The 15432-nt window shown below is 61.3% G+C and carries 12 protein-coding genes and 1 tRNA gene; all 13 read right to left on the bottom strand.

The window, feature by feature from the left end:
* Positions 1-114, bottom strand: a 114-nt coding sequence (locus POR01S_RS23590) for a GTP-binding protein (RefSeq protein WP_255211820.1), incomplete at its 3' end; no start/stop codon positions are given.
* Positions 115-142: 28 nt separating this feature from the next.
* A complete protein-coding gene (fusA, locus tag POR01S_RS22895) occupies positions 143-2245 on the bottom strand; it encodes an elongation factor G (protein WP_042138567.1) in 2103 nt (700 codons plus the stop codon).
* Between the two features lie 30 nt (positions 2246-2275).
* Complete coding sequence (gene rpsG, locus POR01S_RS22900; protein WP_007163088.1) at positions 2276-2749, bottom strand: 30S ribosomal protein S7; 474 nt, start codon at positions 2747-2749, stop codon at positions 2276-2278.
* Positions 2750-2835: 86 nt separating this feature from the next.
* A complete protein-coding gene (rpsL, locus tag POR01S_RS22905) occupies positions 2836-3207 on the bottom strand; it encodes a 30S ribosomal protein S12 (protein ID WP_007163089.1) in 372 nt (123 codons plus the stop codon).
* Between the two features lie 165 nt (positions 3208-3372).
* On the bottom strand, positions 3373-7572 hold the full coding sequence (gene rpoC, locus POR01S_RS22910) for a DNA-directed RNA polymerase subunit beta' (RefSeq protein WP_042138570.1): 4200 nt from the start codon (positions 7570-7572) through the stop codon (positions 3373-3375).
* 62 nt (positions 7573-7634) lie between these two features.
* On the bottom strand, positions 7635-11708 hold the full coding sequence (rpoB, locus tag POR01S_RS22915) for a DNA-directed RNA polymerase subunit beta (protein WP_042138571.1): 4074 nt from the start codon (positions 11706-11708) through the stop codon (positions 7635-7637).
* A gap of 224 nt (positions 11709-11932) precedes the next feature.
* The gene (rplL, locus tag POR01S_RS22920; protein WP_017641869.1) at positions 11933-12301 is read right to left on the bottom strand and encodes a 50S ribosomal protein L7/L12; all 369 of its coding nucleotides are present in this window, start codon (positions 12299-12301) and stop codon (positions 11933-11935) included.
* 79 nt (positions 12302-12380) lie between these two features.
* A complete protein-coding gene (gene rplJ, locus POR01S_RS22925; RefSeq protein WP_007163093.1) occupies positions 12381-12881 on the bottom strand; it encodes a 50S ribosomal protein L10 in 501 nt (166 codons plus the stop codon).
* Positions 12882-13089: 208 nt separating this feature from the next.
* Positions 13090-13785: a 50S ribosomal protein L1 gene (gene rplA, locus POR01S_RS22930; RefSeq protein WP_007163094.1), complete on the bottom strand. Its 696-nt coding sequence runs from the start codon at positions 13783-13785 to the stop codon at positions 13090-13092.
* Entirely contained in the window at positions 13785-14216 is a 432-nt protein-coding gene (gene rplK / locus POR01S_RS22935; protein WP_007163095.1) for a 50S ribosomal protein L11, read from the bottom strand. The genes rplA and rplK overlap by 1 nt, the downstream gene beginning before the upstream one ends.
* 112 nt (positions 14217-14328) lie before the next feature.
* The gene (nusG, locus tag POR01S_RS22940; RefSeq protein ID WP_007163096.1) at positions 14329-14862 is read right to left on the bottom strand and encodes a transcription termination/antitermination protein NusG; all 534 of its coding nucleotides are present in this window, start codon (positions 14860-14862) and stop codon (positions 14329-14331) included.
* 11 nt (positions 14863-14873) lie between these two features.
* On the bottom strand, positions 14874-15242 hold the full coding sequence (gene secE, locus POR01S_RS22945; protein WP_027601417.1) for a preprotein translocase subunit SecE: 369 nt from the start codon (positions 15240-15242) through the stop codon (positions 14874-14876).
* A gap of 35 nt (positions 15243-15277) precedes the next feature.
* Positions 15278-15353, bottom strand: a tRNA-Trp gene (locus tag POR01S_RS22950).
* Positions 15354-15432 lie beyond the last annotated feature (79 nt).

The raw sequence follows: 15432 nt of genomic DNA on the forward strand, positions 1-15432 counted from the left end.
GTCGGCACAGACCTTGGTCAGCGCTGCGGTCAGAGTGGTCTTGCCATGGTCAACGTGACCGATGGTGCCCACGTTCAGGTGCGGTTTGTTACGTTCGAATTTTTCTTTAGCCACGAGATAAAACCTCTAGTCAAAGCGCTGATTAAGCTTGTTTCTTGATGATGGCTTCGGCGATGTTCGACGGAGCTTCGGCGTACTTGGAGAACTCCATGGAGTAGCTTGCGCGACCCTGAGACATGGAGCGGACATCCGTAGCGTAGCCAAACATCTCGCCCAGCGGAACCTCGGCACGGATGACCTTGCCGGTCACGGTGTCTTCCATACCTTGGATCAGGCCACGACGACGGTTCAGGTCGCCCATGACGTCGCCCATGTAGTCTTCCGGGGTCACGACCTCGACCTTCATGATCGGCTCGAGCAGCACGGCACCACCCTTCTGGGTGAGCTGCTTGGTCGCCATGGAGGCAGCGATCTTGAACGCCATCTCGTTGGAGTCGACGTCGTGGTAGGAACCGTCGAACACAGCGGCCTTCAGGCCAAGCAGCGGATAGCCGGCAACGATACCGTTCTTCATCTGCTCTTCGATGCCCTTCTGGATCGCCGGGATGTATTCCTTCGGAATCACACCGCCCACGACTTCGCTGACGAACTCCAGACCTTCCTGACCTTCGTCGGCCGGTGCGAAGCGAATCCAGCAGTGACCGAACTGGCCACGACCACCCGACTGACGAACGAACTTGCCTTCGATCTCGCAGGTGTTGCGGATGGTTTCGCGGTAGGCGACCTGAGGCTTACCGATGTTCGCTTCCACGCCGAATTCGCGCTTCATGCGGTCCACCAGGATGTCCAGGTGCAGCTCGCCCATGCCGGAGATGATGGTCTGACCGGACTCTTCGTCGGTCTTGACGCGGAACGAGGGGTCTTCCTGGGCCAGCTTGCCCAGTGCGATGCCCATCTTTTCCTGGTCGGCCTTGGTCTTCGGCTCGACGGCGACCGAGATCACCGGCTCCGGGAAGTCCATGCGCTCGAGGATGATCGGCTTTTCGATCGAGCACAGGGTGTCACCGGTGGTGACGTCCTTCATGCCGATCAGGGCGGCGATGTCGCCAGCGCGAACTTCCTTGATCTCTTCACGGGTGTTGGCGTGCATCTGCACCATACGGCCGACGCGTTCCTTCTTGCCCTTCACCGAGTTGATGACGGAGTCACCGGAGCTCAGTACACCCGAGTAGACGCGGGCGAAGGTCAGGGTACCCACGAAGGGGTCGGTAGCGATCTTGAACGCCAGAGCCGAGAAGGGCTCGTTGTCGTCTGCATGACGCTCGTCGGTGATTTCCTCGTTGTCCGGGTTGGTACCCTTGATCGCGGGAATCTCGATGGGCGCCGGCAGGAAGTCGATCACGGCGTCCAGAACCAGGGGCACGCCCTTGTTCTTGAAGGACGAACCGCAGACGGCCGGGACGATTTCGCAGGCGATGGTACGCTGACGCAGGCCGGCCTTGATCTCGTCGATCGACAGCTCGCCCTCTTCCAGGTACTTGTTCATCAGCTCTTCGTTGGCTTCGGCAGCAGCCTCGACCATGTTGGAGCGCCACTGCTCGGCATCGGCCAGCATGCCCGCAGGAATCTCTTCCTCGCGATAGGTCATGCCCTGGTCGTCATCGTTCCAGAAGATGGCGTTCATCTTCAGCAGGTCGATCTGGCCCTGGAAGTTCTCTTCCGCGCCAATGGCCAGCTGAACCGGGACCGGAGTGTGGCCCAGGCGCTTCTTGATCTGCTCGACGACGCGCAGGAAGTTGGCGCCGGCACGGTCCATCTTGTTGACGTAGACGATGCGCGGTACGCCGTACTTGTTGGCCTGACGCCATACGGTTTCGGACTGAGGCTCGACACCGGAGGTGCCGCAGAACACCACGACCGCACCGTCCAGCACGCGCAGGGAACGCTCCACCTCAATGGTGAAGTCCACGTGGCCGGGGGTATCGATGATGTTTACGCGGTACTTGTCGTACTGCTTGGTCGAACCGGACCAGAACGCGGTGGTGGCAGCGGAGGTGATGGTGATACCACGCTCCTGCTCCTGCACCATCCAGTCCATGGTCGCAGCGCCGTCGTGAACCTCACCCATTTTGTGGTTCACGCCGGTGTAGAACAGAATCCGCTCGGTAGTAGTCGTCTTACCTGCGTCCACGTGGGCGCAGATACCGATGTTCCGATAGCGGTTAATAGCGGTTGTACGAGCCATAAGGTCCTCGCTTGATTGGAAGCGCTAGGCTTAGAAGCGGTAGTGCGAGAAGGCCTTGTTGGCTTCTGCCATGCGATGCACGTCTTCGCGCTTCTTGACTGCGGCACCCTTGCCTTCAAAAGCGTCCATGAGTTCACCCGCCAGGCGCAGAGCCATGGACTTCTCACCACGCTTGCGCGCGGAGTCCACCAGCCAGCGCATGGCCAGGGCATTACGACGGGAAGGACGAACCTCAACCGGCACCTGGTAGGTAGCACCGCCGACACGGCGGGACTTCACTTCGACCAGCGGAGCGATGGCGTCGAGCGCTTTTTCGAAAACTTCCAGGGGTTCGGCATTCTTGGAACGCTCTTTGACCTTGTCCAGAGCACCATAAACGATACGCTCGGCAACGGCTTTCTTGCCGCTCTCCATCACGTGGTTCATGAACTTGGCCAGGATCTGGCTTCCGTATTTCGGATCGTCAAGTATTTCGCGCTTGGCCGCTACACGACGTCTTGGCATTGATAAGCCCTCAAAACGGTCTTCAGGTTAGCTCGGGACTCGTTGCCCGACCTTACTCTTATCGACTCGAACAAAAAGAAAGGTGGTTACTTCGGACGCTTGGTGCCGTACTTGGAACGGCCCTGCTTGCGGTCCTTCACACCGGTGGTGTCCAGCGAGCCGCGCACGGTGTGATAACGCACACCCGGCAGATCCTTGACCCGGCCACCGCGGATCAGCACGACGCTGTGTTCCTGCAGGTTGTGACCTTCACCGCCGATGTAGGAGGTGACTTCGAAGCCGTTGGTCAGACGCACACGGCAGACCTTCCGCAGTGCGGAGTTGGGCTTCTTGGGAGTGGTGGTGTACACGCGGGTGCACACGCCACGACGTTGCGGGCAGTTTTGCAGCGCAGGTACGTCGGATTTCTCGACGATACGCTTGCGTGCACTACGCACCAGCTGGTTGATAGTTGCCATCTATAGCTCCACTGATTGTCTTGCGACATAAACGAAATAGCAGAACGTCAGTCCTGCCCATTTTCGGGGAACGAAAGTCTAAAGAGCTTCGGCGCCCCAGTCAAGACAAAGCCCCCGGACACCTGGGGCGCCGGGGGCTTTGTCAAGCGAGACCTGCTACCGAACTCAGCTGGCGCTGGAGTTCAGCGCTTCGGTCAGGGCGGCTTCGGCCTCGCTGGCGCTCACGCGCTGCGGCTTGCCGAGTTCGCGCTGGCGCTTGCGCTCGCTGTGGTAGGCCAGACCGGTACCGGCCGGGATCAGACGACCCACCACCACGTTTTCCTTCAGGCCGCGCAGGAAGTCGCGCTTGCCAGTCACGGCGGCCTCGGTCAGGACACGGGTGGTCTCCTGGAAGGAAGCGGCCGAGATGAAGGACTCGGTGGACAGCGAAGCCTTGGTGATACCCAGCAGCACTCGCTCGTACTTGGCGACGAAGCGATCATTGCCGACCAGCTGCTCGTTCTCTTCCAGGACGTGGGTCAGTTCGACCTGATCGCCCTTGATGAAGCTCGAGTCGCCGGTGTCGCTCACCTCGACCTTGCGCAGCATCTGCCGCAGGATGGTCTCGATGTGCTTGTCGTTGATCTTCACGCCCTGCAGGCGGTACACGTCCTGGATCTCGTTGACGATGTACTTGGCCAGCGCGCTGACACCCAGCAGACGCAGGATGTCGTGCGGGTTGCTCGGACCGTCGGAGATGACTTCGCCGCGGCTTACCTGCTCGCCTTCGAAGACGTTCAGGTGGCGCCACTTCGGAATCAGCTCCTCGTAGGGATCGGTGCCATCGGTCGGGGTGATGACCAGACGACGCTTGCCCTTGGTTTCCTTGCCGAAGGAGATGGTACCGCTGATCTCCGCCAGGATTGCCGGCTCCTTGGGACGACGCGCCTCGAAGAGGTCGGCCACGCGGGGCAGACCACCGGTGATGTCGCGGGTCTTGGAGGTTTCCTGGGGGATACGGGCGATAACGTCACCCACATGCACCTTGGCACCGTCGCTCAGGTTGACCAGCGCGTTCGGCGGCAGGAAGTACTGGGCCGGTACGTCGGTACCCGGCAGCAGCAGGTCCTTGCCGTTGGCGTCGATCAGCTTCACGGCCGGACGGATGTCCTTGCCGGAAGTCGGGCGATCCTTGGCGTCGAGCACCTCGATGTTGGTCAGACCGGTCAGTTCGTCGGTCTGGCGCTTGATGGTGATGCCCTCCTCCATGCCGACGAAGGCCACGGTACCGTCCATCTCGGTGACAATGGGGTGGGTGTGCGGGTCCCACTTGGCGACGATGGCGCCAGCGTCGACCTTGTCGCCTTCCTTGACCGAGATCACCGCACCGTAGGGCAGCTTGTAGCGCTCGCGCTCACGACCGAAGTCGTCGGCGATCGCCAGCTCACCGGAACGGGACACGGCAACCAGGGCACCGTCGGCACGTTCGACGTGCTTCAGGTTGTGCAGGCGGATGGCACCGCCGTTCTTGACCTGGACGCTGTCGGCCGCGGAAGTCCGGCTGGCCGCACCACCGATGTGGAAGGTACGCATGGTCAGCTGGGTACCCGGCTCACCGATGGACTGGGCGGCGATGACGCCGACCGCTTCACCGATGTTGACCTGGTGACCACGGGCCAGATCGCGACCGTAGCACTTGGCGCAGATGCCATGACGGGTTTCGCAGGTGATCGGCGAACGCACCACGACTTCGTCGACGCTGTTGAGCTCGAGGAACTCGACCCAGCGCTCGTCGACCAGGGTGCCGGCCGGCACGATGATCTCTTCGGTACCCGGCTTGGGCACGTCGCGGGCGATGACCCGACCCAGAACGCGCTCACCCAGGGGCTCGACCACGTCGCCGCCTTCAATGTGCGGGGTCATGATCAGGCCGCGCTCGGTACCGCAGTCGACCTCGGTCACCACCAGATCCTGGGCCACGTCGACGAGACGACGGGTCAGGTAACCGGAGTTCGCGGTCTTCAGAGCGGTATCCGCCAGACCCTTACGGGCACCGTGGGTGGAGATGAAGTACTGGAGTACGTTCAGACCCTCACGGAAGTTGGCGGTGATGGGCGTCTCGATGATGAAGCCGTCCGGCTTGGCCATCAGACCACGCATGCCGGCGAGCTGACGAATCTGGGCCGCGGAACCCCGGGCGCCGGAATCGGCCATCATGTACATGGAGTTGAAGGACTCCTGGTCGACTTCCTTGCCCTCGCGGTCGATGACCTTCTCTTTCGAGAGGTTGGTCATCATCGCCTTGGACACTTCGTCGTTGGCCTTCGACCAGAGGTCGATCACCTTGTTGTACTTCTCGCCCTGGGTCACCAGGCCGGAGGCGTACTGGCTCTCGATCTCCTTCACCTCGGCGGTGGCGGCATCGATGATGCGTGCCTTCTCGTCCGGGATGACGAAGTCGTTGACGCCGATGGAGACGCCGGACAGGGTCGAATAGGCGAAACCGGTGTACATCAGCTGGTCGGCGAAGATGACGGTGTCCTTCAGACCCACCACGCGGTAGCAGTGGTTGATCAGCTTGGAGATGGCCTTCTTCTTCATCGACTGGTTGACCACGTCGTACGGCAGACCGGCGGGCACGACCTGGAACAGCAGCGCACGGCCAACGGTGGTGTCGACGATGCGGGTGTTCTTGGTCAGGCTGCCGTCCTTGTGACGGATGGTCTCGTTGATGCGCACCTTGACCTTGGCGTGCAGCGCGGCTTCGCCGGCACGGAAGACGCGATCGACTTCCTGCAGGTCGGCGAACACGCGGCCTTCGCCCTTGGCGTTGATGGCTTCACGGGTCATGTAGTACAGACCCAGAACCACGTCCTGCGACGGCACGATGATCGGCTCGCCGTTAGCGGGCGACAGAATGTTGTTGGTCGACATCATCAGGGCGCGCGCTTCCAGCTGGGCTTCCAGCGTCAGCGGCACGTGCACGGCCATCTGGTCACCGTCGAAGTCGGCGTTGTACGCGGCGCAGACCAGCGGGTGCAGCTGGATCGCCTTGCCTTCGATGAGGACCGGCTCGAACGCCTGGATGCCCAGACGGTGCAGGGTCGGGGCGCGGTTGAGCAGCACGGGGTGTTCGCGGATGACTTCGGCGAGAACGTCCCAGACCTCGGGCAGTTCGCGCTCGACCATCTTCTTGGCGGCCTTGATGGTGGTCGCCATGCCACGGGCTTCCAGCTTGCCGAAGATGAACGGCTTGAACAGCTCCAGGGCCATCTTCTTGGGCAGACCGCACTGGTGCAGACGCAGGGTCGGGCCCACGGTGATCACGGAACGACCCGAGTAGTCGACGCGCTTGCCCAGCAGGTTCTGACGGAAACGACCCTGCTTGCCCTTGATCATGTCGGCCAGGGACTTCAGCGGGCGCTTGTTGGAACCGGTGATGGCACGACCGCGACGGCCGTTGTCCAGCAGGGCGTCAACGGCTTCCTGCAGCATGCGCTTCTCGTTGCGCACGATGATGTCGGGCGCAGCCAGGTCGAGCAGCCGCTTGAGGCGGTTGTTCCGGTTGATGACGCGACGATAGAGATCGTTCAGGTCGGAGGTCGCGAAGCGGCCGCCATCCAGCGGCACCAGCGGACGCAGGTCCGGCGGCAGCACGGGCAGCACGGTCATGACCATCCACTCCGGCTTGTTGCCGGAGCCCTGGAAGGCTTCCATCAGCTTCAGGCGCTTGGACAGCTTCTTGATCTTGGTCTCGGAGTTGGTCTGCGGAATCTCTTCGCGCAGGCGGCCGATCTCGTGCTCCAGATCAATGGCGCCGAGCAGTTGGAACACGGCTTCCGCACCCATGCGGGCATCGAAGTCGTCGCCGAACTCTTCCAGGGCCTCGAAGTACTGTTCGTCGTTGAGCAGCTGGTACTTCTCGAGGGTGGTCATGCCCGGGTCGATCACCACGTAGCTCTCGAAATAGAGCACGCGCTCGATGTCACGCAGGGTCATGTCCAGCAGCAGGCCGATACGGGACGGCAGCGACTTCAGGAACCAGATGTGGGCGACGGGCGAAGCCAGTTCGATGTGGCCCATGCGCTCGCGGCGCACCTTGGCCAGGGCGACTTCCACGCCGCACTTCTCGCAGATCACGCCGCGGTGCTTGAGGCGCTTGTACTTTCCGCACAGGCACTCGTAGTCCTTGACCGGGCCAAAGATCTTGGCGCAGAACAGACCATCGCGCTCGGGCTTGAAGGTACGGTAGTTGATGGTCTCCGGCTTCTTCACTTCACCGAACGACCAGGAACGAATCATCTCGGGCGAGGCCAGACCGATACGGATGGCATCGAACTCTTCGAGTTGACCCTGGTTTTTCAACAGATTGAGCAAGTCTTTCAAGGCCTTTCCTCCTCACGGACCGGAGACGACCGCCGCGCGGTCGTCTCCTCTAGGGTCTCGTGTTATTCGGTTTCCAGTTCGATATCGATGCCGAGCGAGCGGATTTCCTTGATCAGTACGTTGAAGGACTCGGGCATGCCGGCCTCCATGCGGTGATCCCCGTCCACGATGTTCTTGTACATCTTGGTCCGGCCGTTCACATCGTCCGACTTCACCGTCAGCATTTCCTGCAGGGTGTAAGCCGCGCCATAGGCCTCCAGTGCCCAGACCTCCATCTCCCCGAAACGCTGACCACCGAACTGCGCCTTACCACCCAGCGGCTGCTGGGTAACCAGGCTGTAGGAGCCGGTGGAACGGGCGTGCATCTTGTCGTCCACCAGGTGGTTCAGCTTGAGCATGTACATGTAGCCAACGGTGGTGGTGCGTTCGAAGGCGTTGCCGGTGCGACCGTCATACAGACGCATCTGGCCGCTCTCGGGCAGATCGGCCAGCTTCAGCATAGCCTTGATCTCGCGCTCCTTGGCACCGTCGAATACCGGCGTGGCCATGGGCACACCGCCACGCAGGTTCTTCGCCAGGTCGAGGATTTCCTGATCGCTCAGGTCGTCCAGCTTCTCCTGACGGCCACCGATCTCGTTGTAGATCTCGTGCAGGAAGCCACGCAGTTCGGCGACCTTGCGCTGCTCTTCGATCATCACGTTGATCTTCTCGCCCAGGCCCTTGGCCGCGAGGCCCAGGTGGGTTTCGAGGATCTGACCGACGTTCATCCGCGAAGGTACGCCCAGCGGGTTCAGCACGATGTCCACCGGCGTGCCGTTGGCGTCGTAGGGCATGTCTTCGACCGGCATGATCACCGAGACCACACCCTTGTTACCGTGGCGACCGGCCATCTTGTCGCCCGGCTGGATGCGGCGCTTGATGGCGAGGTAGACCTTGACGATCTTCAGTACGCCCGGAGCCAGGTCATCGCCCTGCTGCAGCTTGCGCTTCTTGTCTTCGAACTTGTCGTCCAGCAGCTGGCGACGGTCGGACAGGTAGGCCTGGGCCTTTTCCAGCTGCTCGTTGTGAGCATCTTCCGCCATGCGCAGCTTGAACCACTGGCCGCGCTCGAGGCCGTTCAGGTACTCGTCGGTGATAACGGCACCCTTCTTGACCGCCGGACCGCCTTCGGCGACCTGACCAACCAGAGCCTGACGCAGACGCTCGAAGGTCGCGCCTTCGACGATGCGGAACTCTTCGTTCAGGTCCTTGCGGATCTCGTCGAGCTGGGACTTCTCGATGGCCAGGGCGCGGGAGTCGCGCTCGACACCGTCACGGGTGAAGACCTGGACGTCGATGACGGTACCCTTGGTGCCGGTGGGCACGCGCAGGGAGGTGTCCTTAACATCGCTGGCCTTTTCGCCGAAGATGGCGCGCAGCAGCTTCTCTTCCGGGGTCAGCTGGGTTTCGCCCTTGGGCGTGACCTTGCCGACCAGGATGTCACCGGCACCGACTTCGGCACCGACGTAGACGATACCGGCCTCGTCCAGCTTGTTCAGCGCAGCCTCACCCACGTTCGGGATGTCGGAGGTGATCTCCTCCGGGCCGAGCTTGGTGTCACGGGCCACACAGGTCAGTTCCTGGATGTGGATAGTGGTGAAGCGGTCTTCCTGTACAACGCGCTCCGACAGACAGATGGAGTCTTCGAAGTTGAAGCCGTTCCAGGGCATGAAGGCCACGCGCATGTTCTGACCCAGTGCCAGCTCGCCCATATCGGTCGAGGGGCCATCGGCCAGGATGTCGAACTTGGCCACCTGATCACCCTTGCTCACCAGCGGACGCTGGTTGATGCAGGTGTTCTGGTTGGAACGGGTGTACTTGGTCAGGTTGTAGATGTCGACGCCGGCTTCACCGGTCTCGACTTCGTCATCGTTGACCCGCACCACGATACGGCTGGCATCGACGGAGTCGATCACGCCACCCCGACGGGCCACGACGCAGACGCCGGAGTCACGGGCGACGTTGCGCTCCATGCCGGTACCCACCAGCGGCTTGTCCGAACGCAGGGTCGGTACGGCCTGACGCTGCATGTTCGAACCCATCAACGCGCGGTTGGCGTCGTCGTGCTCGAGGAACGGAATCAGCGAGGCGGCGACGGAGACGACCTGCTTGGGCGAAACGTCCATCAGGGTGACGTCTTCGGGCGCCTTGACGGTGAATTCGTTCAGGTGACGCACGGCCACCAGCTCGTCGATCAGCCGGTTGTTCTCGTCCAGCCCGGCGGAGGCCTGGGCGATCACGTGGTTGGCTTCTTCGATGGCCGACAGGAAGACGATCTCGTCAGTGGCTACGCCGTCCTTGACCATGCGGTACGGGCTTTCGAGGAAGCCGTACTGGTTGGTGCGGGCATAGGCAGCCAGGGAATTGATCAGGCCGATGTTCGGACCTTCCGGCGTTTCGATCGGGCAGACCCGGCCGTAGTGCGTCGGGTGTACGTCACGGACTTCGAAGCCGGCGCGCTCACGGGTCAGACCGCCCGGGCCGAGTGCGGAGACACGGCGCTTGTGGGTGATCTCCGACAGCGGGTTGTTCTGGTCCATGAACTGGGACAGCTGGCTGGAACCGAAGAATTCCTTTATCGCGGCGGCCACCGGCTTGGCGTTGATCAGGTCTTGCGGCATCAGGCCTTCGCTTTCGGCCATGGACAGGCGTTCCTTGACGGCACGCTCTACCCGCACCAGGCCCACGCGGAACTGGTTCTCGGCCATTTCACCGACGCAACGGACGCGACGGTTGCCCAGGTGGTCGATGTCGTCGACGATGCCCTTGCCGTTACGGATGTCGACCAGGGTCTTGAGCACGTCGACGATGTCTTCGCGGCTCAGGACGCCCGAGCCTTCGATGGCGTCGCGACCGATACGGCGGTTGAACTTCATGCGGCCGACGGCGGACAGGTCGTAACGCTCGGCGCTGAAGAACAGGTTGTTGAACAGGGTCTCGGCAGCTTCCTTGGTCGGCGGCTCGCCAGGACGCATCAGCCGATAGATTTCGACCAGGGCTTCCAGCTGGTTGCCGGTGGAATCGATCTTCAGGGTATCTGAGATGAACGGGCCACAGTCGATGTCGTTGGTGTACAGCGTCTCGAGCCGTACGACATTGGCCTTGGCCATCTTGGCCAGCATGTCCAGGGTCAGCTCGGTGTTGCACTCGGCGATGATCTCGCCGGTGGACGGGTGCACGATGGCCTTGGCGGTGGTACGGCCAATGACGTAATCGAAGGGCACTTCCAGCTCGGTGATGCCGGACTTCTCCAGCTGGTTGATGTGGCGAGCGGTCACGCGACGGCCCTGCTCCACGATCACCTTGCCGGTTTCGTCCTTGATGTCGAAGCTGGCGATGTCACCACGCAGGCGCTGGAGCACCAGTTCCAGATTCAGGGTCTCGCCCTTGATGTGGAAGACGTTGGTGTCATAGAAGGCATCCAGCACTTCTTCGGTGCTGTAGCCGAGCGCGCGCAACAGTACCGAGGCCGGCAGCTTGCGGCGCCGGTCGATACGCACGAACACGGCGTCCTTGGGGTCGAACTCGAAGTCCAGCCAGGAGCCGCGGTAGGGAATGATGCGCGCCGAGTACAGCAGCTTGCCCGAGCTGTGGGTCTTGCCGCGGTCGTGATCGAAGAACACGCCCGGGCTGCGGTGCAGCTGGGACACGATGACACGCTCGGTACCGTTGATGATGAAGGTACCGTTCTCGGTCATCAGGGGGATTTCCCCCATGTAGACTTCCTGCTCCTTGATGTCCTTGATCGCCTTGTTCGACGACTCGCGGTCGAAAATGATCAGGCGAACCTTGACCCGCAGCGGGACGGCGAAGGTCACCCCGCGCAGGACGCATTCCTTGACATCGAAAGCCGGCTCGCCCAGGCGATAGCCGACGTATTCCAGGGCCGCATTGCCGGAATAGCTGATAATCGGGAAAACGGACTTGAAGGCCGCATGCAGGCCGATATCGCGGAACTGGTCTTTGCCTGCGCCCGCCTGCAGGAATTCGCGGTACGAATCCAGTTGGATAGCCAGCAAATAGGGCACGTCCATGACGTGCGGCAACTTGCTAAAGTCCTTGCGGATACGTTTTTTCTCAGTGTATGAGTAAGCCATCAGCGTTCCCCAGCTTGGTCACCAGCTTGTTTGGCCTCTCCGACGGGAGCAGCCGGAAAATCGTGCAAACCCTTGGTTTGCCGCACCCCGAGAGCGAGGTGGATACAGCGCGTTTTGCCAGGCGGATATGCTCGCCCTGCACAAAACGGCAAAAGGCCGGTGGCGTTTGCCACCAGCCATCAGCCGAACGTGAGACGTTCTGGCTGTAGACGCAAGAACCGAACTTACTTGAGCTCGACCTTGGCGCCTGCTTCTTCCAGAGACTTCTTGGCAGCCTCGGCTTCCTCTTTGGAAACGCCTTCCTTGACGACGCCCGGGGCGCCGTCAACGACAGCCTTGGCTTCTTTCAGGCCCAGACCGGTCAGTTCACGAACGACCTTGATGACGTTCACTTTCTTGTCGCCGGCTTCGGTCAACATGATGGTGAATTCGGTCTGCTCTTCGACGACGGCAGCGGCAGCAGCCGGGCCAGCGGCAACGGCGGCAGCGGCGGTCACGCCGAACTTCTCTTCCATCGCCTTGATCAGTTCCACCACTTGCATGACGGACATTTCGGATACGGCGTTGATGATGTCTTCGTTGGTCAGAGCCATGACTCTATATTCCTATAACAGGGTGCGGCTTCAGGCCGCAAATAATAAGAAAGACTTGCAGGAAACGCAGCACGCCTGATCAGGCGGCGGCAGCTTCCTTTTGGTCGCGAATGGCGGCGAGGGTACGAGCCAGCTTGCTGGTAGCGCCCTGGATGACGCTCATCAGCTGGGACACAGCTTCGTCGTAGGTCGGCAGCGATGCCAGTACGTCGATCTGGTTAGCCGGAATGAGCTTGCCTTCGAACGCGGCGGCCTTGATCTCGAACTTGTCCTGACCCTTGGCGAAATCCTTGAAGATACGGGCGGCAGCGCCCGGATGCTCCTGGGAGAACGCGATCAGGGTCGGGCCCTTGAAGGTGTCGTTGAGGACGTCGAAAGACGTACCTTCAACGGCACGACGCAGCAGGGTGTTACGTACGACACGTACATAGACACCGGCCGCGCGGGCCTCTTTACGGAGTCCGGTCATGGCACCCACAGTCACGCCACGGGCATCGGCCACGACAGCGGACAGGGCACCTTGGGCAGCCTCGTTGACTTCAGCGACGATAGCCTTCTTGTCTTCGAGTTTGATTGCCACGGGTTTAACTCCTGGATGTTACCGTTTCGCCCGATGGACTGGGCGGCGTTTTGGTGTCTGACTCGGTAACCGAATCGGGAGCACCATCTGCGTAGGCTAGGGTTTCCCCGGTTTAAGACCTGCGTCCCCTACGGTCTTGGACAGCCCCCGCCAGGCAGGGACCCCAATCTTGGCGCCGTGCCCGAGGGCACGGCGACTTGCAACTTGCTTAGGCTTCCAGGGAAGCCTGGTCGATCTGCAGACCCGGGCCCATGGTGGAGCTCAGGGTGATGCGCTTGACGTAGATGCCCTTGGAGGTCGAGGGCTTCAGGCGCTTCAGGTCGGCCAGCAGAGCTTCAACGTTCTGCTTCAGCTTCACGGGCTCGAAATCGATCTTGCCAACTGAAGCGTGGATGATGCCGTTCTTGTCGGTACGGAAGCGCACCTGACCAGCCTTGGCATTCTTGACGGCGGTAGCGACGTCCGGGGTCACGGTGCCAACCTTGGGGTTGGGCATCAGACCGCGCGGGCCGAGCAGCTGACCCAGCTGGCCAACAACGCGCATGGCGTCCGGCGAGGCGATGACGACGTCGTAGTTCAGGTCGCCGGCCTTCATTTCGGCAGCCAGTTCGTCCATGCCGACTTTCTCGGCACCAGCGGCCAGCGCAGCTTCGGCATTGGCACCCTGGGTGAACACGGCAACGCGAACCGACTTGCCAGTGCCGTTGGGCAGCACGGTGGCGCCACGGACGACCTGGTCGGATTTACGCGGATCCACGCCCAGGTTCACGGAGACGTCGATGGACTCCTTGAACTTGATGGTGGACAGCTCGGCCAGCAGGGCTGCAGCTTCTTCGAAGCCGTACTGCTTGCCAGCCTGGATTTTTTCGGCGATAGCCTTTTGACGCTTAGTGAGCTTGGCCATTACACGCCCTCCACATTCAGACCCATGCTACGAGCGGAACCGGCGATGGTACGCACGGCGGCGTCCATATCGGCGGCGGTGAGATCGGCATTCTTGGTCTTGGCGATCTCTTCCAGCTGGGCGCGGGTGACGGTACCGACCTTCTGGCTGTTGGGACGAGCGGAACCGCTCTGAATGCCAGCAGCCTTCTTGAGCAGCACCGAAGCCGGGGTGCTCTTGATTTCGAAGGTGAAGCTGCGGTCGCTGTACACGGTGATGATCACCGGGGTGGGCAGACCGGGCTCCATGCCCTGGGTGCGGGCGTTGAACGCCTTGCAGAATTCCATGATGTTGACGCCGTGCTGACCCAGCGCCGGACCGACCGGCGGGCTCGGGTTGGCTTGAGCGGCCTTAACCTGCAGCTTGATGTAAGCCTGAATCTTCTTAGCCATGTGCTACTCCAATGATGGGTTCAACGCCCCGCGGGGCTCCCCAATTACTTGCTATATCCCAGTGACGACAAAACCCCGCAGCCTGGGCTACGGGGTGAGGGATGCGGACAACCTAGACCTTTTCGACCTGGCTGAACTCAAGCTCCACAGGGGTCGACCGACCAAAGATCAGTACCGCCACGTGGATGCGACTCTTCTCGTAATTCACTTCTTCGACGACGCCGTTGAAGTCGGCGAACGGACCATCTACCACCCGAACCGTTTCGCCAGCCTCGAACAGGGTCTTCGGCTTGGGCTTGTCGCTGCTGTCGGAGACACGACGCAGGATTGCGTCCGCCTCACGATCAGTGATGGGTGCCGGCTTATCGGCGGTACCGCCGATGAAGCCCATGACCCGAGGGGTATCCTTGACCAGGTGCCAGGTCCCTTCGTTCATTTCCATCTGCACCAGGACGTAGCCCGGGAAAAACTTGCGCTCGCTCTTGCGCTTCTGGCCATTGCGCATTTCCACCACTTCTTCGGTGGGCACGAGAATGTCGCCGAACTGGTCTTCCATTTCGTGCAGCTTGACGCGCTCGATCAACGAACGCATGACATGCTTCTCGTAACCCGAGTAGGCATGCACGACGTACCAACGCTTAGCCACGGCGAACCCTTTCAACCAACAATCGTGGAAACCAGCCAACCAAGCAGGGAGTCGAGCCCCCACAACAACAAAGCCATCACGAGCACCACGGCAACCACGATCAGCGTGGTCTGAGTGGTCTCTTGCCGGGTAGGCCAGACAACCTTGCGAATCTCGGTACGGGCGTCTTTCAGCAAGCCAAAGAAGGCCTGCCCCTTGGCGGTCTGCAGGGCAACAAAGGCAGCAATGGCTGCCAGCACCAACAGACCTACCACTCGATACAGGATGGACTGAGCAGCGAAGTAGTGGTTGGCAACAACACCGACCGCTACCAGAACGACAACCACCAGCCACTTCAGCGCATCGAAGCGCGACTCTTTGGCTTCCGCCTTGATGCTCATTGCATGAATCCTGTAAGGAGTGCCAGATGGGAATCTGGCAGGCCAGGAGGGAATCGAACCCCCAACCTGCGGTTTTGGAGACCGCCGCTCTGCCAATTGAGCTACTGGCCTGTAACTTGAATCAGGCCGACCATTATGCCGGCCTGACAGCCCAAGATCAATCGATTACTCGATGATCTTGGCAACCACG

The sequence above is a fragment of the Pseudomonas oryzihabitans NBRC 102199 genome (assembly GCF_000730625.1).
GTDB lineage: Bacteria > Pseudomonadota > Gammaproteobacteria > Pseudomonadales > Pseudomonadaceae > Chryseomonas > Chryseomonas oryzihabitans.